The sequence below is a fragment of the Alkanindiges illinoisensis DSM 15370 genome, from assembly GCF_000619845.1.
GTDB lineage: Bacteria > Pseudomonadota > Gammaproteobacteria > Pseudomonadales > Moraxellaceae > Alkanindiges > Alkanindiges illinoisensis.
Genome location: NZ_JHUX01000003.1, coordinates 946,411 through 968,512, shown reverse-complemented (window position 1 = coordinate 968,512; position 22,102 = coordinate 946,411). Strand labels below are relative to the sequence as shown.

19 protein-coding genes are annotated in these 22,102 nt (G+C 43.0%); 14 read left to right on the top strand and 5 right to left on the bottom strand.

Features of this window, described 5'->3' with window-relative positions; translation table 11 throughout:
* Positions 1-68: 68 nt before the first annotated feature.
* Together Q337_RS16805 and yccS are read right to left on the bottom strand one after the other, a co-directional pair.
* Positions 69-899 (bottom strand): acetoacetate decarboxylase family protein, encoded by an 831-nt coding sequence (locus Q337_RS16805; protein WP_034279212.1) that lies wholly within the window; start codon positions 897-899, stop codon positions 69-71.
* Between the two features lie 211 nt (positions 900-1,110).
* Positions 1,111-3,240: a YccS family putative transporter gene (gene yccS / locus Q337_RS0104910; RefSeq protein WP_051526720.1), complete on the bottom strand. Its 2,130-nt coding sequence runs from the start codon at positions 3,238-3,240 to the stop codon at positions 1,111-1,113.
* A gap of 394 nt (positions 3,241-3,634) precedes the next feature.
* Between yccS and Q337_RS0104905 the strand changes: the two genes are divergently transcribed.
* Positions 3,635-4,333, top strand: a complete 699-nt coding sequence (locus Q337_RS0104905) for a DUF2057 domain-containing protein (RefSeq protein WP_169733738.1) — start codon at positions 3,635-3,637, stop codon at positions 4,331-4,333.
* Positions 4,334-4,418: 85 nt separating this feature from the next.
* On the opposite strand, the gene Q337_RS0104900 is transcribed toward Q337_RS0104905, so the two are convergent.
* A complete protein-coding gene (locus tag Q337_RS0104900) occupies positions 4,419-4,934 on the bottom strand; it encodes a glycine zipper domain-containing protein (protein ID WP_026470648.1) in 516 nt (171 codons plus the stop codon).
* A gap of 357 nt (positions 4,935-5,291) precedes the next feature.
* On the opposite strand from Q337_RS0104900, the gene prfA reads away from it, so the two are divergent.
* The 13 genes from prfA (at position 5,292) to galE (ending at position 19,177) form a co-directional block, all read left to right on the top strand.
* On the top strand, positions 5,292-6,380 hold the full coding sequence (prfA, locus tag Q337_RS0104895; RefSeq protein ID WP_026470647.1) for a peptide chain release factor 1: 1,089 nt from the start codon (positions 5,292-5,294) through the stop codon (positions 6,378-6,380).
* 109 nt (positions 6,381-6,489) lie between these two features.
* Positions 6,490-7,308 carry a peptide chain release factor N(5)-glutamine methyltransferase gene (gene prmC, locus Q337_RS0104890; protein ID WP_026470646.1) on the top strand — a complete coding sequence of 273 codons (819 nt, stop codon included), beginning with the start codon at positions 6,490-6,492 and terminating at the stop codon, positions 7,306-7,308.
* Positions 7,309-7,353: 45 nt separating this feature from the next.
* Entirely contained in the window at positions 7,354-7,953 is a 600-nt protein-coding gene (locus Q337_RS0104885; RefSeq protein ID WP_026470645.1) for a hypothetical protein, read from the top strand.
* Positions 7,954-8,178: 225 nt separating this feature from the next.
* Entirely contained in the window at positions 8,179-8,940 is a 762-nt protein-coding gene (locus Q337_RS0104880) for a HesA/MoeB/ThiF family protein (RefSeq protein ID WP_026470644.1), read from the top strand.
* Between the two features lie 132 nt (positions 8,941-9,072).
* Entirely contained in the window at positions 9,073-10,386 is a 1,314-nt protein-coding gene (locus tag Q337_RS0104875) for an ABC1 kinase family protein (RefSeq protein ID WP_026470643.1), read from the top strand.
* A gap of 168 nt (positions 10,387-10,554) precedes the next feature.
* Complete coding sequence (gene folB / locus Q337_RS0104870; protein ID WP_026470642.1) at positions 10,555-10,929, top strand: dihydroneopterin aldolase; 375 nt, start codon at positions 10,555-10,557, stop codon at positions 10,927-10,929.
* A complete protein-coding gene (locus Q337_RS0104865; RefSeq protein ID WP_407636746.1) occupies positions 10,904-11,323 on the top strand; it encodes a 2-amino-4-hydroxy-6-hydroxymethyldihydropteridine diphosphokinase in 420 nt (139 codons plus the stop codon). The genes folB and Q337_RS0104865 overlap by 26 nt, the downstream gene beginning before the upstream one ends.
* A gap of 80 nt (positions 11,324-11,403) precedes the next feature.
* The gene (locus tag Q337_RS16800; RefSeq protein ID WP_051526568.1) at positions 11,404-12,168 is read left to right on the top strand and encodes an alpha/beta hydrolase; all 765 of its coding nucleotides are present in this window, start codon (positions 11,404-11,406) and stop codon (positions 12,166-12,168) included.
* A 182-nt stretch (positions 12,169-12,350) separates the two neighbouring features.
* Positions 12,351-14,801 carry a capsular polysaccharide export protein, LipB/KpsS family gene (locus Q337_RS0104855; protein WP_084494712.1) on the top strand — a complete coding sequence of 817 codons (2,451 nt, stop codon included), beginning with the start codon at positions 12,351-12,353 and terminating at the stop codon, positions 14,799-14,801.
* Positions 14,802-14,888: 87 nt separating this feature from the next.
* Complete coding sequence (locus Q337_RS16795; RefSeq protein ID WP_051526567.1) at positions 14,889-15,953, top strand: hypothetical protein; 1,065 nt, start codon at positions 14,889-14,891, stop codon at positions 15,951-15,953.
* Positions 15,954-15,955: 2 nt separating this feature from the next.
* Positions 15,956-17,050, top strand: a complete 1,095-nt coding sequence (locus Q337_RS0104845; RefSeq protein WP_026470639.1) for a polysaccharide pyruvyl transferase family protein — start codon at positions 15,956-15,958, stop codon at positions 17,048-17,050.
* A 9-nt stretch (positions 17,051-17,059) separates the two neighbouring features.
* Complete coding sequence (locus tag Q337_RS0104840) at positions 17,060-18,055, top strand: hypothetical protein (RefSeq protein ID WP_026470638.1); 996 nt, start codon at positions 17,060-17,062, stop codon at positions 18,053-18,055.
* 96 nt (positions 18,056-18,151) lie between these two features.
* Positions 18,152-19,177, top strand: coding sequence for a UDP-glucose 4-epimerase GalE (galE, locus tag Q337_RS0104835; RefSeq protein ID WP_026470637.1), 1,026 nt, complete (start codon positions 18,152-18,154; stop codon positions 19,175-19,177).
* 84 nt (positions 19,178-19,261) lie between these two features.
* Here galE and Q337_RS0104830 read toward each other — a convergent pair whose 3' ends face one another.
* Together Q337_RS0104830 and Q337_RS0104825 are read right to left on the bottom strand one after the other, a co-directional pair.
* On the bottom strand, positions 19,262-20,464 hold the full coding sequence (locus tag Q337_RS0104830) for an acyl-CoA dehydrogenase family protein (protein ID WP_026470636.1): 1,203 nt from the start codon (positions 20,462-20,464) through the stop codon (positions 19,262-19,264).
* A 28-nt stretch (positions 20,465-20,492) separates the two neighbouring features.
* Entirely contained in the window at positions 20,493-21,794 is a 1,302-nt protein-coding gene (locus tag Q337_RS0104825; protein WP_051526566.1) for an acyl-CoA dehydrogenase family protein, read from the bottom strand.
* Positions 21,795-22,102 lie beyond the last annotated feature (308 nt).

The window sequence follows — 22,102 nt, the reverse complement described above, 5'->3', positions numbered from 1 at the left end:
AAAAAAAGGACAGTTTCTGATTATTAGAACTGTCCTTTTTTACCATTAAATGAATTAAGATTATTTGATTAAACAGCAATGTTAGTGGGAGCTTCTTCAGTTTCCACCACCACACCTTCATTTAAACGCAATTGCAGGCTTTGCGTATAAGTGGCTGAAATCGGCGAGGCGCCATCAAGGTCTAACTGATTTAATGCTTCTGCCATCGGATGTCCACTCACCAGATCAAGCGATAACTTCAGGCTACCTGCTGTGGCAAAGGTGGCACCATCCAGCGTACGTGTATTGGCAGTCGCACGGATCAACTGGTCATTCAAACTGGAATAAAGTACCAAGTCAGCCCACGGTGCAGGCAAGCCCATACCCAGTTTTCCGGTTAAGTTAAGCAAAGGTGATTGGGGATGATCCGGATGCATTACCTGACCGCTAAATTCCTTGTCACTTAAACTAAAATTAATGGGCGTAACAAACTTGGGATAGCCCCAGATTTCCTTGCCGCCTGCGCAGGCTTCTTCTGTTGTCACTGGTAAATGCAGGATATGCATTCCAGTCTGGCGGCGATCTGGCGGTAGTGATAATTCCATCAGGGGATGCTTGGCAGGTTTCATGCCTTTGGGTTGCACCACCACGCAGGCGCCCACCTCATTATAGGGCGCACCATCCGTCAAGCTGCGATATTCATAGAAAGCCAGCGCAAACAACGCCTTGTTTTCAGTAACAGGAACCACTTCAATGCCTGTTACATCAACCAGCGCACTGGCCTTGGCATAGTCCACCATAAAAAAGGCAATCAGGCTGGATGCATCAAAATAACGTACAGGTACATGCATTGGGCCTGTACTGATTTGCTTGGGATGAGTGGCCACCTGAAAAAATGCATCTTTAAGCCAAGAAGTCATGTGCAATCAACCTCGCTACCGGATAGAAATGAATGTCTATTTAGGCATGCTGGCTTGCAATTACACTGTTGTTTTCTTGCTTGGTTTTTGCGTGCTTTATTATTGGAAAAATACTTTCGGCTCTGTATGATATATCTCATATTCCGCATCACTTTCCGCGAACCAGCGACCCCCACCATGTCAAGGTGGTGTTCTAACCAACTCAGCGGTATTACAATGGTGCAAGCGCACTGGCATCGGAATGATCGTCATAACTCAGGCTTTGATTTAAAGTAGCAAATTCTGGCAAGACACTCATCAGCAAGCGAATTTGCTGCAAAACTAGTTGCTCGCGGCTACCCGCTTGGGCACTCATGTTTTGCAGGCGCAGGGTGAGTAGTTCAGTGGTGTGCTGGAGTGCCGGCTTGGGTGTTTGCGCATATAATAATGCGCCCTGAATATTCACCAGCACTTGATCCAGTAGCGACAGCACTTCTTTATCCTCAAGTTCTTCCCGATGGGCACCCAGCGCAGAAATATAGCTTAAAAAAGTATGGTTTAAGCATAAAAACCGGAAGCACTGGCTAACCTGAATGGCATCCTGATCCGGTTCAGTGGCCAGTGTTGAAATAAAAGAGGCCAGTTCTGCATCGGTATTATGAGCCGCCCGTCGTTTGATCCGGTAATCCATGTCATTGCTTTTGCCTGCATGATATTGCCGAACCACAGCCGCTAGATAGTTACATTGTGCGGTTAAGGCCCGGTTTACCAGTCGCGGCAGGCGGCGAAACTTCCAGTCCGGCCAGATAAAGCTCACGCCAAGCCATGCAAAAAAACAGCCTAGAATCGTATCAGTAATGCGCGGTAGGGCAGCATCAAAACCCGAACCATCCAGATTAAAATTAATTAGCGCCAGCAGGGTAATAAATGCCGTAGCCTGTGCATATTGGCGGCTACGCAGTTCAAAAAACAGCACGCCAGCAATGATCAGTACCACCAGCTGGCCTTCCACACTGGGCACAAAATATAAAATCGGCAGGCCAATCAGCACACCAGCCAATGTACCGGTAATCCGCAATTTTAGGCGTCGCTGGGTCGCATTAAAGTTGGGCTGGCTGACAAACAGCGCCGTGAGCAAAATCCAGTAACCATATTCAAGCCGAGTTACCTGAATAAAAATATAAGCCAGCAGCAATACTAGTGACAGGCGTACTGCATGGCGGAACAATACAGATTCAGGACTCAGGTTTTGCCGAATGCGTTGCCAGATATCAGCAAAGCCTTGCAGGCTGTCATCGCGTAACTGCTGGTTAATATCATTACGGTCAAAATTTTTCTGTAGGAACGAACGCTCGGTTTCCATATTGGCAAGCTGGGCGTCTATTTCTTTTAAGTTGCTTAGAATTAGCGTTAAAGCATTTAAGTGAATTAAGTTACGACCCTGATCATATTGTGAATGAATCGATAGCTTTAAACGCTCAAAAGCACGGGCAAAGCGTGGATTATGTTTATACGGGCGATGCAAGCGAATGCATTTTGCCAGTTCCATACATGCTCTGGATTGTGTGCTAATCAGACGCTGAAAACGGAACAAAATATCGCTATAACGAAATTCACGCGCCAGTGTCTGGTAGTCAATATGCGCGGAATCACCGCGTTCGTGAATATCCTGCGCCACAAAATAATAGTGCAGGTTGCGCCGGGTATCTTTCTGGCCCCGGTCTCCCTTAAGCCGGGTGAGCAGGGAAATCCGGGTTGCATTGAGCGTGGTAACCAGCTTGCTATTACACAGGGATAAATCAATCAGCGCCTGATCAAATTCCTGCGCATCCAGATCAGCATCAAACAAATTGGATTTTGCATATAAAAAAGCACCCAGCTTGTTATAGCAGGCACTTAAATTGTCATCCAGATTGCGTACCGGAAACACCAGATAGCTAATTGAGGTTAATACGCCATACCATATTGCGCCTGCGACCAGATACAGGGGTTGCTCATACCAGGTGTCAAACAGGTGAACACCCAGCATGGCATATACCGCTACTACCAGTGAACCATAGGAAATCGTGGCATAGCGCGGGCCAAGTGAGCCCAGCAAAATAAATACAATACAGGAGGCAATCAGGCCAAGGGCAAACAGCACCGGATAGGGAAATAACAGCTGTACCGAACTGGCTGCCACGAAAAAGCCAATATAGGTATAAGACAGATTGCGCAAATGCACCGAAAAACGGTCATCAATATTGCTGATCCCCGCAGCAACCACCCCCAATGTTAAAGGAATGGTTAAAATCTGCCGATCAATCAAATAAGGGAAAAAAGCCGTACCTGCAAAAGCAATCATCATGCGCAAGGCATACATATAGGCAGAGTTATAACTAACCCTGATAATTTTTGCTGCCAGCTTTTGCACACGTCATCTCACGGTTATTGCCTCAAAGGCATTATATCTCAGGCTGACAAGGTTATTTTGTTTAAAATAAGTGATTTAAGATAATACAGTTTACTGGTTAATTGTCATTACATTGTCATCTTAAACCACTAATATTGATGCAGTGTGATGTCATAAAATATGATACTGATATCACAAAATTGAATGTACCAGTTTGGGCTTTACTGAAATAATTATGTTATGTTTGAAAGACTAGCGCCCATTATTCCTAGCATTTGTGATGCTTATTATGCTTGGCATCAGTCATACCTATGGGTGAGCATCAATATTTGTAGCACTTTTTTTATGAATGGAAGTTTGTAATTTGAAATCAAAATCAAAAGGTCAGCATGTGGTTACCTTATCCAAGGTTGTTTTATCACTCATGGTTGTGGCTATGGCTACTTCTGCACAGGCTGCTGTAACGCTAGTGACACCTGAAGAAATTCCAGTACTGGCGCTGGACCAGCAGGAAGTAAGCGGTAGTTTTTTTCGCTCCAGCAAAACAACCTATAAGCTTGATCCCGGCATGCATGACATAGCAGTTCGCTATGAGCAACTGTTTAATTTAACCAATGGCGAGCATGATATTTTAAAGTCGGCAGTGGTGAGCGTACGGGCCAATTTGGAAGACAACAAGACATACCGTTTAAGCCTTGTTAATCCTCCCAAAAATTATGATGTGGCAAAGGACTATGTCAAGCAGCCCATTATTGCCGTGCTTGATGAGCAGGGTAAGGTTATTGCCCAGCAACAGGGACTGGATAACGCACCAAAGCCTATGCTCGGCAGCAGCTTTTTTAACCGGGTGATGGATTTTAGAAACAAGCCGGGAATGCAAAAAGACCTAACCACCAGCCAGACTGGCAATAACAATCAAGCCGTTACAAGCAGTGCAAAGGCTTTAACGACAACGACTGGTTTAGCAACGGGGGCAACTGGCAACCTTGAACAGCTTAAGCAACTGTGGCAAAACGCCAGCAAGCAGGAACGTGAACAGTTTATGCAGTTCATTATTCGCTAGCATTTATATCAGCCATGAAAAAGACCACCCTAAATGAGGTGGCCTTTTGTTTACTCAGTATCTTAAGACAGCTTAATTAACTAGCTTAGTCACGATAGTAGTGTTTGTGATGATGTTTTGGCTTGTAATTCACACGTTGCCAGTTGCGGTCATTCCACTTGTTATAGCGGGCATTACGCGCAGCAATCCGGTCACGACGTGCTTTTTCAGCTTTTTCTTCGGCTTTGTCCTTAGCAATCTTGTTGCCCAGCGCAGCACCACCAGCGGCGCCTACAGCAGCTCCAATCAGGTCGCCATTACGGACACCGGTATTACGTCCTACGGTGTAGCCACCCGCAGCACCCAAGCCACCGCCAACTGCACTTTCAGTGCGGCTGCGTTTATCACTGGCTGCTGCTGAACCACCAGCACCGCCAATGGTTGCGCCGATCATGGCACCTGATTCACCACCCAATTGACGGCCAACAGTTGCCCCAACCACACTACCCAAAGCACCTGCTGCTGCAACCCGCCCTGTATTGTCAGCGTAGGCAATCGTATTCATTCCGATTAAACTGGTGGCTGACAGCACACCGGCTAATAAAATGGACGTAAATTTCATAATTTTTCTCCTCCTCCCAGCTACGACTGAGCTGCTCATTAAATAAATGTTAATTGTTCTCAAATGTTTCACTGTAATATTTAGTAATAACTTTGGGTGCATCACGTAAAATCCCGTTTACTTAAAGAACTAATCATGGATTTTGGCCATTAATTGCCGATAAAACACACATTGGTTTCGCAATTTTCCATTTGCTTAAGGCAATTGAATAGGGCAAACGCAATATTTTTGCAGTCTTTTGGATTTTAGGCATTGAATGACTTACACTATGCCGCTTAAAAAATTAGTTTGCATCGGGCTGTCACTGCGCCAGTCCCTAAGTTATTTTTGTACTGTTTTGCGAGATTATTCAAGGTTATGAAGTCATCACTCCGTTTGCGTCTGGATCAACTGTCTGACCGGTATGAAGAATTAAATGCCCTGCTGTCTGATGCAGAAGTGATTTCTGATAACCAGCGGTTTCGCAAGCTGTCTCGCGAACACAGTGAACTGGAAGAAATTACCCAGGTCTGGGGTGCTTATCGTCAGGCAGAAAAAGACCGTGAAACGGCTGAAGCGATGCGTGCAGACCCTGAATTTCGTGACATGGCAGAAGAAGAAATTCAGGAAGCCAAAGCCCGCCTTGAAGCACTGGAAAGTGATTTAAACGTCCTGATGATTCCCAAGGACCCCAATGATGCCAACTCGGCATTTCTAGAAATTCGTGCAGGAACAGGCGGTGACGAAGCTGCTATTTTTTCTGGTGACCTGTTTCGCATGTATGAGCGCTATGCACAAAGTGTAGGCTGGCGGGTAGAAGTGCTGTCTGAAAATGAAGGGGAGCACGGCGGTTACAAGGAAATCATTTGCCGGGTTGAAGGTGAAGGCGTATATGGCCGCCTGAAATTTGAAAGTGGTGCGCATCGGGTACAGCGCGTGCCAGCTACAGAATCACAGGGACGCGTGCATACTTCTGCCTGTACGGTGGCCATTTTGCCAGAAGTGGATACCGATCATACGGTAGAAATTAACCCGGCTGACTTGCGCATTGATACTTACCGTGCATCGGGTGCGGGGGGGCAGCACATTAATAAAACCGATTCGGCAGTTCGGATTACCCATATTCCAACCGGGACTGTGGTGGCCTGTCAGGATGAACGCAGCCAGCATAAAAACAAGGCCAAGGCAATGGCATTGCTGGTGTCGCGTATTGAAGATGCCAAGCGTTCTGCGCAGCAAACGGCAACTTCTGAAGCACGGCGTGATTTAGTGGGCTCGGGTGACCGTTCCGAGCGCATTCGCACTTATAACTACTCGCAAGGCCGTATTACCGATCACCGGATTAACCTGACTTTATATAAGCTGGATGCCGTTATGGAGGGTGACTTAAATGAGTTACTGGATAATTTGCACCGCGAATATCAGGCGGATCAGCTGGCAATGCTGGCCCAGCAGAATGGCGGCTAGCTTCGAGGGTTAGTGAGCTTGTCGAACTACAAGCTCAGCGACCATTTCGAAAATTAAGTGACTTTTTCGAAAATCTCAGCGTCTGGCTATAGTAGAGGCACCTTATTAAATGAACATTGCACAGGCACTGGAGTATTACGGTGAGCTAGATAGTTTTGAGCGCCGTGAATATGCCTGGCTGCTTGAGCATATTCTGAAAATTAATCATCTCACCTTAAAATATAAGTCTGATCAATTATTAACTTTTGAGCAGCATCAACAATTTTTGCAGGGAATTGAGCGGTTAAAACAGGGTGAACCGTTAGCGTATGTCATCGGAGAGCAAGCGTTTTGGAGCTTAACTTTAAAAGTCACGCCGGATACCTTAATTCCCCGGCCAGATACCGAAATTCTGGTAGAGCAAGCCTTAGCGCTTATTCAGCCTAATCAGGATTTACAAATTTTGGATTTAGGAACGGGTAGCGGGGCAATTGCCTTGTCTATTGCCAAAGAACGTCCGCTATCAAATGTCATCGCTACTGATTTTTCCAGTACGGCTTTGCAGGTTGCCCAGCACAATGCAACGTTAAACCAGATTAGTAATATACGGTTTTTGCAGGGCAGCTGGTATCAGGCTTTAAATAGCAGCCATCAATTTGATGTCATTGTTTCCAATCCACCGTATATTGATGAGCATGACCAGCATTTAATAGATTTAACGCATGAACCTATAACCGCGCTAACCGCAAAAAATCAGGGACTGGCTGATCTGGAAGTGATTATTGGACAGGCGCTACAATGGTTAAAACCTGCTGGATGGTTGCTGGTAGAGCATGGCTATGATCAAGGGCAGGCCGTGCAGCAATTGTTTAGTCAAGCTGGCTTTAATCAGGTAAAGACGGTAAAAGATTATGGTGGTAATGATCGGGTGACATTGGGGCAATTATAGAGTTAAGTCTCACAGGATAATCTATTATAGTTTAGAGAGACCAAAATGACTGGCAAATATGCCTGGAATCCTATGCCGCATAAAGTAGATATAAATTGTCCTTTATGTGGTGAACACACAGTTTTTGAATTTGCCGAAGTAGTTAAAATTGAGTTGAAGAAAGATATTCCTTATTTTAAAGCGAGCAAATTTTTTGAATACCAAACACACGAGGATTACTGTGGGCATAAATGGCATAGTGCAACTTATTATGCAAGTTTGAATGGTGGTTCAACCGCAACTATAACCAACTTACCTGATGGCTATAAACCAGAAGATTGGGATCATTCCAATTATTTAATAAGAAGCAATAATACTGATAATGGGGCATTTACTTGCGAGATATGTCAGACGAGGAAAGTCTATGTTTTAAATTGGCCAAGTGATGCGTTCTATTCATTGAGTTATAAAGGAAAGTCTCTTTGGGCATTTAATCGTGAGTCTCTTATAGACCTTAGAGATTTTATAGAGTCAAATGACAGAAATACAGAAAGCTATAAATGGGCAAGTTTTCTATTACATGTTCCAACTATATTTAAAAAGAAAAGTGCGCGTGCCGATATTTTAAAGCAAATTAATAGAATGCTGGAATTCAATTGTAGCTAAAACTATTTGGCCTAAGGAGTCTGGTGCTCGTGTCGATGCGATTGTTTTTTAGATGGAACTGTTTAATTTGCAGTAAAAGGATGTGAAAACCTATCTAGGGATTGTTGATAAGATATCGGAATTTTTAAATAGAAAGCGAAATATAATTTTAAATATGATCAAAAAATTGCATAATGGGTTGAAGCTTCATTATGAAAGTCTGATTCATTAATTAAATATTTTCTGATGATCAAAACCCAACTCTCTGACTCTGAACTCCTACGCTATAGCCGCCAAATCCTGCTGCCCGAATGGGACATGGACGCGCAGCTTAAATTAGCTAATGCCCGTGTATTAATGATTGGGGCAGGTGGTTTGGGTAATCCCGCTGCCCAAATTCTGGTGCGTGCTGGTCTTGGCTTTTTGCGATTGGTTGATTTTGACAGCATTGAAGAAAGCAACTTACAACGGCAATTCTTGTTTCAGTCCAGTGATGTTGGCCTGCCAAAAGTTGAAGTGGCAATACGCGAACTGCAAAAAATTAATCCGTGGACGCAACTTGAAGCCATTAACCTAAAAGTTGATTTAACTAATCTGCCTGAATTATTAAATGATATTGATCTGGTTATGGATGGTTCAGACAACTTTGCCACAAGAGACCTGATCAATCAGGCTTGTGTAGAGGCTAATGTACCATTGCTATCTGCTGCTGCGATTGGACTGGAAGGGCAGATTGCTTTTTTTATGCCGGCGCAGGGTTGCTATCGCTGCCTGTTTGGCAATGGTCTAAATGACGACACTCGTCAATGTGCTGAATCGGGTGTGCTGGCTTCAACCACTGCTGTAATTGCCAGCCTACAAGCGCATCATGCCTTGCTATATCTGGGTTTAAATCAGGTTCCGCTGGCCAATCGTTTGTTGCTCTGGAATGGCCTCACCATGCAGCAGCGAATACTCAAATTTGACAAAGACGACAATTGCCCAATTTGTAAGAGTTCAGGCGGTTAGGTCAACATCAAGCAGCACAAATGCGAGTAAGATAAATTACAGCAAGATAACAACCGATAATTTATACTCAAATTATTATTTCTCATGATGGCAAAAATCATTAGCGTTTTGCCTGAAATTGAAGGACTTTCCATGATTAAAAACCCCACAGCTAAAAAGCAGCTACTCAATAGCTTACGTTCAGTTGCCCGTCTTGGCGAAACTGCTGGTGTGGTGCTTCGTGCAGGTATCCGGCATGCAACCGATGGCGCACCAACGCCACAATTGCTGCGTGAAACCTTTGAGCAACTTGGGGCAACCTATATCAAGCTGGGGCAGTTTATTGCCAGCTCGCCCTCACTGTTTCCACGTGAATATGTTGAGGAATTCCAGCGCTGTCTGGATCAAACCCCAGCCTTGCCTTATAGCTATATTGAACAAACCTTAAAAGAAGAGTTTGGCGATACACCCCTCAATAGCATTTTTCAGCATATTGAACAGACACCACTGGCTTCTGCATCGATTGCACAGGTACATGCCGCTACTTTAGTTACTGGTGAAGATGTAGTCATTAAGGTGCAAAAACCGGGTGTGCAAACCATTTTGCATACTGATCTTAATGTCGTGTATGGCGTGACCAAACTGTTTGAGAAAGTGGTGCCAAAGCTCAAGTTTGCCTCACTGTCTGAAATTGTTGACGAAATCCGTAGTCGTATGGTGAAAGAAGTCGATTTTGTGGCTGAAGCGCAAAATATTGAAGATTTCCAGCAATTTCTGGACGCTACCCAGAACACGCAAGCCATTGCACCAAAGGTTTATCATCAGGCTTCTACTCGTCGTGTGCTCACCATGCAACGCTTATACGGCCTGCCACTTACCGATCTGGAAGTAGTCAAGCAATATGCCAAAGACCCGGCGCAGGTACTGATTAGTGCCATGAATACCTGGTTTGCCAGCCTGATGATGTGTAAGAGTTTCCATGCTGATTTGCATGCGGGCAATTTATTACTGTTAAAAGATGGCCGCATAGGTTTTATTGACTTTGGTATCGTGGGGCAGCTTAAGCCTGAAGTATGGGGCGCAACCATTGGTTTTATGGATGCCTTGCAGCATACCAATTATCAGGAAATGGCCAAGCATATGGTGAATATGGGGATGACCCATACCAAAGTTGATGTTGACCGTTTGGCCCAGGATATGGAAAAACTGTTTTCCGGGGTCTTGATGGCTGATCCGCAAAAAGTGATGTCAGGCGATGTGGCCGATTTAAATGCCATCATGCTGGATATGGTGGGCGTGGGTGAGCGTCACGGTATTCACTTCCCGCGCGATTTTGCCTTACTGATGAAGCAAATGCTGTACTTTGACCGTTTTATGCGTGTTCTGACCCCTTATATGGACGTGTTTAGTGATTCACGCCTGCAGCTTTTACAGGAAGCTGAGCCAGGCTCTAAACTCATTCATTAATTATGTGTAGGCAAAAAGGCATATAACCTTAGTCGCTGAATATTTAGCAGCTTATGGTGAAAAAACTACAGGCGAATTCGTTGTTTTCCTAAACAATGACTTTGCCTGTTTTTATTAAAACTAAAGTAGAATAGTTGCTGGTTATAAAATCAGGCCAAATGGGATTACGTGGATAAAGTCATTATTGAAGGCTTGCAGGTTGATGCAGTCATTGGTGTGTTTGATTGGGAGCGCCAGATTCTTCAGCCCGTTATTGTTGACCTGGAACTAGGTTGCGATATTTGTCGTGCTGCACAAACCGATAATATTGAGGATGCAGTCAACTATAAGGCCGTCTGTGATCTTGTCAGTGCTTTAATCATAGATACTAAAGCAAAGCTGATTGAGCGGCTGGCTGTCCTGATTTGCAATAAAATATTGGCTGATTTTTCTGCTGTTCAGCATATTAAAGTCACAGTACGCAAGCCTACTGCGATTACCAATACCACAGCCGTTGGCATTTGCATTGAGCGCAATCGTGACAGTCTTCGCACTCGCCATTAGTAGCAACCAGAATCGCGAGCACTGGACACGCTATGCGGTGCAGCAGCTCGAAACTCTGGGCAAATGCCAGTTCTCAAAAACTTACCAGATTCCGTGTAGGCAAGGTAAAGGTGCTGATTACTATAATTTGGCTGTACTCCTGCAAACAGATCTAAGTTTTGAGCAGCTTGATGCATTTTTAAAGCAACTGGAAAAACAGGCTGGCCGAACCCGTCCATCACATCATATTCCGCTGGATATGGATATTGTGGCCTATGGGGAAACCTTAAGCTTACTTCAGCCTATAACATCACGCTTGCCTTTGCCGTTTGATGCTGTTAAACCGTTATCTGAATTATGGCCAGATTGTCCTTCGGCTGATGTGACAATGCCTTACCAGATTATCAATCAATAACTCATTGATTAACCAGACAGTTACTGAATCTTAGGCTTGTATTGCTAGACTGGATACTCTGCCAGTACTTCAATATTCGCATGTTTAAAATTGCACGCCCCAAGCCGATTTTTCATCCGACCAGCCATCCGGCTGATTCGCATGCCATTTTGCTATTACATGGTTTCACTGGTACACCGCAGGATTTAAAAAAGCTCATCACATTTCTAAAAAATTGTGGTTTTGCCTGTTGTGCACCAATTTATCATGGACATGGTATAGGTGCTGAAGCCATTGTGCATAGCAGTGTTGACTTGTGGTGGCAGGATGCTGTCAATGCATTAGAGTTTCTACAAAGTTATCAGTATGGAAAAATCAGTATTGTAGGTCATTCGATGGGTGGTGTATTTGCCTTGCGACTGGCTCAGCAGCACGCATTAGCCAGTGTGACAGCCTTATGCTCACCGATTCAAAAACGTCCGGTTGATGATTTACGGCGTCGCCTGATCAGTTATGCTGAAGAGTATAAAAAGTTTGAGCAAAAATCGGCCTTTCAAATTGAGCAGGAGTTGGTGGAATTTGCCCAGCTGGATTTTTCGATGTTAGAAGAATTGAGTAAGTTTACGCAAATAACAGGCCAGCACTTGCCAAGTATCGAATGTCCTGTGCAGGTATTGCAAGGTGAGCTTGATGATGTTTGTTATCAGGAAAGTGCAAAAATTATTTATGATCAGGCTGGTTCAACAGTCAAGGAAATCAAAAATTATCCTAACTCTGGCCACATGCTGATGCAGGAAGCTGATCATCAACAGGTGTTTCGGGATATAATGAATTTTTTATATTCTCTCAAACCTGCTACTTCATAAAATGATATTTTTAGCTTATAAAATTATTCCTAATTAAAAATAATAGATTCATCTAAATGACATCTGTATCTATTAAGTTAATAGATGGACTATAACGGCCTCTTTTTGTTTTCTTGTAATGGTTTTGTCATAAAAACGACGCACACTTTCTATATAAATAATTAAATAGTTGGTGGTTTTTAATGACACATTTGGCAGCGTTAACCTATAAATCTCCTAGTCTTTCTGGGTTGGAAATTGTTACTTCACTGGATAAAAAGAAGTACAGCCCCACAGATATTGCTTTTTGTATTTGTATACGTGCCAGTGCCATCAATCCTTGGGTACTAGAGCGACTGGAATTTGTACTCAACTACTATAATCCCCAGCCTTATATCCAGATTGTAGATTTTGGTTCAGAAGAACCTTATGCCACCATTATTCGTGAAAAGTGTCAGGCTTTAGGGGCACACTACCACTATGTAGACGATAAGAATACTTTTGCGCTGGCAAAAGCCAGAAATATCTCGGTTCAGTTGGCACCTACCGATCTGGTACTGTTATCAGACATTGACTATGTCTATGACCGGGATATTTTCTTGAAATTAGCCAATATGGCGAACCGGCTGGAAATTGCACGATACCCACGCCGAATGCTAACCATGCCCATATTTCATGTTGGCAAAGAAGCAACAGCACAGTTTTTTGCATTAAATACCGCCGAAGATAAAGACCATTTTATTGCTGATCTGTCCTGGCTAGCTTTAGGTACGGCGTTTGGACAGGAATTTGAGTTTGTTGCCCCTTATAGTAATGCTATGTTTATCCACAAGGATTTATTTAATCTGGCCGGTGGTTACTGTGATGCGTTTCGGGGTCATGGCTCAGAAGATTTTGAATTTTTTATTCGCTTGGGTCTGTTTGCATCAACTATTCCAGAAAGTGATTCAATGGATAAGGATTTTTATGGCCCACTTAAAGATTCTTTTTGGACAGGCAATGATTATTTAGGTTTTCGACGTTTTATTGAAGTGTTTACCATGCCATCAGAGGCAATGGGATTAAAAGCATTTCATATGTATCATGAAAAACCTGCTGGACAGGGATACTGGACTGCGGAGAATGACTGGAAAAGAAATCGTTTTAATCAAATTATTCAGCAATATCTGAATAAGCGGGAAAACATACTGGAGATTGATTATCTTCCGCGTGAAAAAACTGCATTATGTATTTTTAGTGATAAAAAGCACTGGGGCTATTTTCTGCCATTACGCAATCTGGGCTTTAAGCTTAAAACCCTGAGCAATGGTGATGATGAAAGCCTGAAAAATGCTTATCATTTACTGGAAAATTCACAGATTGATGAAATCTTTATCTTTAATCCCTACATGAAAAGTCATGTAAGGTTTAGAGGGTTGATTGAATATGCACGCCGCACAGGAACCAAAGTAACGATTATTGAGCGCGGTGGCTTGCCCAATACTATTTATTATGCTGATGAAGTGGCCTATGGCGATTCTGATTATCGGGAAGCCAATGCAATTTTGCAGGAACGGCAACCAGTGAATCTGGAGCTGGCCAGAAAATACCGCGATTATATCATTGCTGGTGAAGCCAGTCTGGAAGCCAGCGATGAGTATATTAAGACCTGGCAGTCATTTCAGTATACCCTGTTTAGGACAAGTACCCTAAATAAGGTCTTTATTCCGCTACAGCTTCGGGATGATATGGCGGTCAACTACTTTACTGAGGGTTATATCAATTATGAAAGTTATGAACAGCAAATCAAATTACTGGTAGAAACCAGACCAGATTGCCTATTTGTGATTAAGCAACATCCACTCAGCAAAGAAAATCCAGAGTGGTTAAAAGCAGCATCCAATGTGATTCTGGCTCACTCAGGCGATAATGTGCATGCCATTATTGATTGTTGTGATCTGGTTGTTACCTATAACTCAGGGGTAGGCTTATTAGCCTTATTGCATCAAAAGCCAGTCTACCATTTTGGTAATGCTTATTATGGCTTAGGGGGTACATTGGCTACAGCCATATCTTCAGCTGATGAGCTAATCGATGTACTTAATCTTCAGGCATGGTGGCATCCTGACGAGAATGCTGTGCTGAAGATGCTTGACTGGCTGATTTTTGAAAAATATAGCTGGTTTAGCGCAGAGGATGTCATTCGTGAGTTTGAATCCCGGAAAGCGCATGGCTATGACAAAATTATTGTAGAGCGTATTTGCTGGCGTGGCAGGTCATATAATATTGGCCTGAATTCCAGATACAAGTTTTCAGAAAAAAGCTATCTGGGCTGGCGCTCAAGAATGATGTTAGAGACGTCGCAGCCTATTACTGAAGAGACTAAAACACCTCCAAAACCTATTACTCAATCTGTTGCCAAACATCAGGCTATAACAAAACCACCAGTAGAAGGACAAAAAAAGCCTGCTGCATCTGCTAAATCGCATAATAAATCTTCCAACAAGATGATTCAGGATAAGCAGCTTATGCTAATGCATCGGTTGTTCATGAGCACCTTGCCTGAAAAAAAACAATATAAATTATTAAGCAATCCGGAAGCATTTTTTGCCGATTCACATGTATTCGGTGCGCCAATCTTAAAACAGGTATTTTTAGGAACCTTAAGAAAATAAATTCGACAGATAAATAGGGCATTTTAAGCATTAAATTAAAGATAAGTAGTTTGATCCACTACTTATCACTTTTCAGGTGAGTACAAGATGTATTCTGGTAAATTAATAACGGCTGTTATTTTATTGACTTTAAGCCATGAGGCTTTTGCACAGGTGTGTAGCGCTGCCAAACTGGCTAACATTTTATCGAGCACCCATCCGCTAAAACAGGATGTAGCTGTTGACTGTGATCTTACCTTAAACAAGGGTCAAATAGTTAGCAAAAAGATCGTTATCAAAGGTTCAGGTGCCAGTGGAACAACTATTAACTGTAATTCAGCACAAATTTCTGATGTGCAAATAAAAAGCGAAAAAGTAATTGATCCGGCGACAGGCAATATTAACTACAGTAAACCTGAAAATATTACCATTCAGGGTTGTACGGTTTTGGGGAGTATCAGCATACGAAATGGGCTTTCAAGTGATGAAATTGTGAAAGCATCCAGACAGCAGGACTATGTCAGTATGATTCGTAGCATAGCACCCAGTAATATTACACTGAAAAATCTAAATATACAGTCTAAAGGAGCAACGCCTTTATATGTATTTCCTGGTGTTAATCATGTCCAGTTAATCGATTCAATGATTAGTGGCAAAGCCAAAAGCGCCGCAGTTTATCTGGATGCCGAATCCATCAATAATGTGATTCAAGGTAATATATTTAAGCTGGACACGGGCAGGGAATTAATTGCAATAGATGGTTCTGAAAAAAATACTATTACCAATAATAAGTTTTATCATGTAGGAACCAAAGGTGGAATTTATTTGTATAGAAACTGTGGGGAGCGGCAGCAAATAAGGCATACCATGCCAAGTTATAATCAGATTATTGCCAATGATTTTTACTATGACACCGGTATTTCAAATAAACCAGCAGTATATGTTGGCTCCAGAGATGGACATTCAAGCTGGTGTAAAGCGGACCAGGCGAGTGGAAAAACTACTTATACCTTTGGTAGCAGTTTAAGTAATCTCGATCATGCACAGTTTAATATTATTAAAAATAATAAAATACATAATGCGTCGTTAATAAATGCCATTAAAACCAATAATCCGACTGTTAATTCCAACAACAGTATTCATGAAAATAAAATATTTAAAGCGGGAGAGTAATAATGTTGTATTTATTAGCTGGAAATGGTGCACCAAATTTTGGTGATGAGCTATTGGTGCTGTACTGGTTACGTTACTATCGGGAAGCAGGCTATGACGGCCCAATTACTGTAGATGGTAAAGGCCACGAGGCAACAGCGAGATTGCTTAAAGAATTCGATAATGTCCATTTTGTCAGCCGTATTCCCCGTCACTCCCAAAATGAAGGCAGCAGCTATAGTGATTTTTATCGATTGGGAACTCAGTATGCAGAGTCCACGGTAGTAGAATTCGATAAAGTTACCGGCTTTCATTTTCTAGGTGGTGGCTATACTTCTGCCAACTGGGTAAATGCCACACGGTTACTCTCTACTGTTGTCCGGCTTGGACAATTACTGGATGTTCCCGTTGTTGCTACAGGTATGGGAATTTCACCGTTCAAGTCTATGGACCAACATGACAAATTGGCATGGAAAAATATTATTCAGGGTTTTGACTTTTTTGAATGTCGCGATGAGCAAAGTATCAATGACCTGCAAACTATTGTAGGAAATTCCTGCTCAATGCTGGTTGCAGGGCTGGATGATGCTTTCTTATATCCGGTAAATACAAAGTCGCATACCGGCCGCTGGCTGCATTTATCCGGTTTCACTGAAGCCTCAGTAACCGGCCAATCACCCCAGATTACCAGAGATTTTTTTCAGGAATTTGATCAGGTTACCTTCTGGACCTGTAGCCATAAGGATAATCTGGTCTATAAAACTTTGCTTGAGCAATTTCCCAACATCATACGCTGGAGCAATCATATGTTATTAAACATGGGCTTACCCGTACAGCAGGGAGATTTTATGATCACTGGCAGATTTCATCCCCATTTGTTAGCAGCCAGATGTGGTGCTACGGGTTATTATTCTACCAACTCCAGATTCTATGACGCCAAACATGGAATGGTGCTAGCCTTAGGTTCTCCATTCAAGCCGCTTATAGCAAGCCCCAGGCTTTTCACTACTAATGATGATCAAATCATATTATCGGACTATTTAAGAGTGGCTGAAAAAAGAAAGGTGGCCGACAAAGTGGCAAAAATTCTCTGTATTCATAATACTGCCGCACTCTAAGTAATTTACATGAATATTTGTTTAATTGGCACTTCCAATTCTATTTATAAGGATGGTTACGCTGGTGGCCTTGAACAAAGTCCTTATATTTCTCATGTAGCCAGAAATAGTATTGGTGCTTCGCCATCCATTATTATTCCTTATTTTGCCAGTCAGATTGATTTTTTCCAGTTTGACTGGCTCATCCTGGAAACAGCGATAAATGATCGTAATTATTATAAATATGGTTCAATTACTAAAAAACAAATCAGAGAATTCATTGAATACGGGATAGCACGTGCATTAGAAAAAGGATGCCTGCCTTTTTTATTTATTATGCCATCACGCAAAGCTTTTGATAAAGAAACTATCTCTGGTCTGATTTATAAAAAAATTGCCAATGAGTTAAATATCCCTATATTAAGTGGATTTGAATATATTCAGCAATACGCCAAACAAAACAATATAACCATAGCTGATTGTTTTATAGCTGATTTTCATATTCAAAAACCGATTGCTTGCGAATTAGGTTTAAAAATCGCTGAAATATTAAATGAAAAAAGAGATATTAAACCCTTGACGCCTGTCTATAAATATCATTACGAGGTAATTGACCTGGCGTTTTATAGCCGTAAAACTATTCATAGAAAAACTTCGATGCTTCAGTGTGAATTTGCCTGTCTGGAGAGTAACGATCAGATTAGCATACCAATCAAGCCTAATATCTCAATCGTAGGTATTGCCTATAATGCAGCAAAGACAGTAGGTTCGCTCTATATCAATTCTGATCAACCAGTGGTGAAAGACCTGACGACCAGGTATGTATCGCAGGATAAAGCATTATTGCTGTTTATGGTGCCTATAACTGGAAATTGCTTGGTCCATCAATCTAATCAGCTGTTTATCAGTCTTGCCGCTACTGAACAGGTCGAAACAGAATCAAGCCGTTTTGAAAGTTTTTCTTTTCCTGAAACTGCCCAAAAAAGATTGGAAATTCAGGCACTAATCATTAAGAAACCTATATAAAAAATGGTGGGGTTTAAAGTTAATCAGGCTATGATTGGCGATACATTTACTAAAGAATATTAAAGCCTTTTAAGGTAAGCAGGTTAAATTTAAAGCATGAATATTTTGGTTACTGGTGGTGCAGGTTATATTGGATCACATACGATTGTAGAGTTATTGAACGCAGGCTATACCGTCATTGCACTGGATAATCTGGTCAATAGTTCCAGAAAGGCGTTTGAACGGATTGCACATATTACGCATAAAACGGTTGAATTTATTGAAGGAGATATCAGGGATAAAGCATTACTGAAAAAAATATTTGCCAATTATCATATTGATGGAATTATCCATTTTGCAGGGTTAAAGGCTGTGGGAGAAAGCGCCGAAAAACCACTGGAATATTTTGATAATAATGTGACCGGTTCTCTTTGCCTGATTAAGGCGGCTGTAGCTGCCCATGTTCCGCATTTTGTATTTAGCTCTTCCGCAACCGTGTATGGGCCAGAAGCGCCAGTCCCTTATCAGGAAACGATGCCTTTGGGCACGGCATCTAATCCTTATGGACAAAGCAAAATCATGGTTGAGCAAATACTGTCCAGTACAAGTGCAGCAGTAAACAATTTTACTGTGACTTTATTGCGCTATTTTAATCCGATTGGTGCGCATTGTTCAGGCTTGATTGGTGAAGACCCTAAGGGAATTCCCAATAATCTATTGCCTTTTGTGACTCAGGTTGCGGTGGGTAAGCGTGCCCAACTGTCAATATTTGGGGGTGACTATCCCACGCCAGATGGTACATGCATTCGGGATTATCTGCATGTGGTGGATTTGGCGAAGGGGCATGTGAAGGCATTGCAGGCTTCAGTCAGGCAACAGGATGGACAGGTACACATTTACAATCTGGGTACAGGGCGTGGCATATCGGTAAAGGAAATTGTAGAGACTTTTGAGAATGTAACGGCTAAGGCAGTACCGTATACTGTTGCGCCAAGGCGGGTAGGAGATTTGACTGCATTCTGGGCAGACCCGTCCAAGGCCCAACAGGGCTTGGACTGGCAAGCTGAACATACGCTGGAAGACATGCTAAAGGATGCCTGGCGCTGGCAGGAAAATAATCCGGAAGGCTATGGCGAAAATTGACCAAATATTAGTCCTGTAGAGAGATAAAAAGTGTAACGGATCAGGTTACGCTTTTAAAATAAAAGCTAAGGATGCTGGTGTAATTTACTTCAATTCACTGGAAGATTTACCCAGTTCGCGGCGGGCAATAATTAATTGCTGAATCTGTTGGGTACCTTCAAAAATATCCAGAATTTTGGAATCACGTGCCCATTTTTCCAGTAACTCATCCTCACCATAACCTACGCTGGCAGCCAGTTCCACGCATTTTAAGGTAATCTCACTGCCAATCCGTCCAGCCTTGGCTTTGGCAATGGAGGCTTCCTTGGAGTTTGGCATTTTGTTATCGGCCATCCAGCATGCTTTGATGGTCAGCAAACGGGTAGCTTCCCATTCCGCTTCCAGCCGATAAATGGTGGCTGCAATATTGCTGGTATTTAGCACTGGCGTTGCATAATTGGGATCTAGCTGGTCCTTGAAAATTTCCTTGATGCGCTCCAGCGACGCTTTGGCACAACCCACAGCCATGGCAGCAACCAGTGGACGGGTATTGTCAAAGGTTTCCATGACGCCAGCAAACCCTTTGGCCACATCAATTTCTGCATTGCCCAAAAGATTGGCAGCCGGTACGCGGCAATCAATGAAGCTAATAGCAGCCGTATCTGATGCCTTAATTCCCAGCTTGTGTTCCAGTCGCTCCACAGTCATGCCGGGTATACCTTTTTCTACCACAAAGGATTTAATGGCCGCTCGACCCAATTTTTTGTCCAGTGTCGCCCAGACCACCACACAGTCGGCTCGCTCGCCACTGGTAACAAAGATTTTTTCGCCGTTTAAAATATAGTCATCGCCGTCTTTTACAGCTGTGGTACGAATGGCTGCTGAATCAGAACCACAGCCCGGCTCAGTAATGGCCATGGCGGCCCACTTACCTTTAAACCGTTCCAGTTGTTCGTCATTGGCAACTGCTGCAATAGCCGAGTTACCCAAGCCTTGCCTTGGCATACTCAGCAGCAGACCCGTATCGCCATAGCACATTTCAATAATACCCAAGGCTGTGGACATATTGGAGCCATTACGAATGCCTTGCTGTTGGGTTTCACCGCGTTTTCCGGCCGTAGCTGCGCCAGTTTCCGAACCACCACTATCATTCATGCCGTCAAGCAGTGAAGCCAGCATATCCAGTTCTTTAGGGTAAGCATGTTCGGCTTTGTCATATTTCCGCGAAATCGGACGCAGCACATTCAGGGCCACTTCGTGTGCCTGATCCACCATCATTTTGAACTTTTTGGGATTTTGTAAATTCATTGTCGTGTTCCTTTAATCTTGGCGTAAATCAGGCATGCAGGCCAGAATGCATAATAGCTGTGGCTCGTAAATCACGATACCAGCGCTCTACCGGATGCTCTTTGGTATAGCCATGGCCGCCTACAATCTGAACCCCATCATTACCAATTTTCATGGATTTCTCATTGCATAATAAACGTGCTAAATAGGCTTCGCGATGAAACGGCTTGCCAGCTTCAGCAAGACTGGCTGCGTTCCACACCAGCATGCGCATGGCATCAATTTCAATGGCCATGTCAGCAATCATGAACGCCACGCTTTGGCGGTGGGAGATTGGTTCACCAAAGGCAGTGCGTTCATTGGCATAATTGATGCAATATTCTTTCACCGCCTGACAGGTGCCAACAGCCAGAGCACACCAGCTTAAGGCACCCAAATCCAGAAATGCCTGATAGTCAAAATCATCATCGTTAAGCAGGGCAGCAGGCGTATTGCCAAATTTCAGGTTCACCGTCTGGCAGGCTTTTAAGCCCATGGCCGGATTCTGGCGTACGCCAATACTGTCATGTTTTTCCACCACAAAAATATTAGGCTTGCCGTTTAACATGGCGGCTACTAAAAAAATATCGGCTTGTTCGCCCAGTATCACCAGCGTTTTTTCACCAGTAATCAGATAGCCTTGTTCAGTCTGGCGTGCCTGGGTTTTTAATTCGTTGGGATTAAATGCAGGCGTTGCTTCCAGTATGGCAAAAGTGGCCAGTAGCGGTGTTTCTTCGGCAAAGGCAGGCAGGTATTTTTCCTGCATTTCAGTTGTGCCCCAGCGAGTAATGGCATTGGCGGCACTTAATGGCGTTAGGATATTGGCCGCGAGGCTAAAGTCACCATGACCCAGGTCTTCTGCAATTAACACATTACTTACTACAGATTGTTCACTGGCCACACCACCATAGCTTTCCGGTAAGGCATAAAACAGCAGCCCCAGCTCCTGTGCCTGTGTGGCAATTTCAGCAGGATAACTGGCCTGATCATCTGCATGATGGGCAGCTGGACGTAATACATCGGCAGCAAACCGTTGCACCGTATCGCGCATCATTTGCTGTTCTTCGGTAAGACTTAAATCAAACAGGTTTTTGGCAGTGGCAGGCAGGCGTTGCTTGCCTGTACCCGAAGCAGGTTTAAACTGGCGTGAAGCGCTGTCGAGTAATTTAAAACCGGATTTACTGCCGTGATACAGGGTTTTTTCCAGTAATTTGCGCATTTTTAGCTGATCTATCAGATCACTGGCAGCAAAACGGGTGAGCAGGTTAAGACCAAAGCCCTGAGCCTTGTTCATGGTTGTATTTGTAGTCATGCGGCAGATATTCCTTCGTACCTGTAGGATGCTTAAAATCCTGACACAAAAAAAGCCGAAGCCCCATTGCTGAAATGACTGGCACTAAAATTTAAAAATTACCTTTTTTGTTTCTTTTATAAATATTCAATATATTGATTTTTAATGTTAAATTTTAAAAATATTATCAGAAGAAAATTTATGAATTGGCCTAAATGACAAAAATTTTTAAAAGTGACTGGTGTGTTGACAGTATTCATGGAAAAGCGAACACTGGCCACTTGCGCAATTAAATTGTTTTTGACAATATGCGTTGTCATTTATAAGAC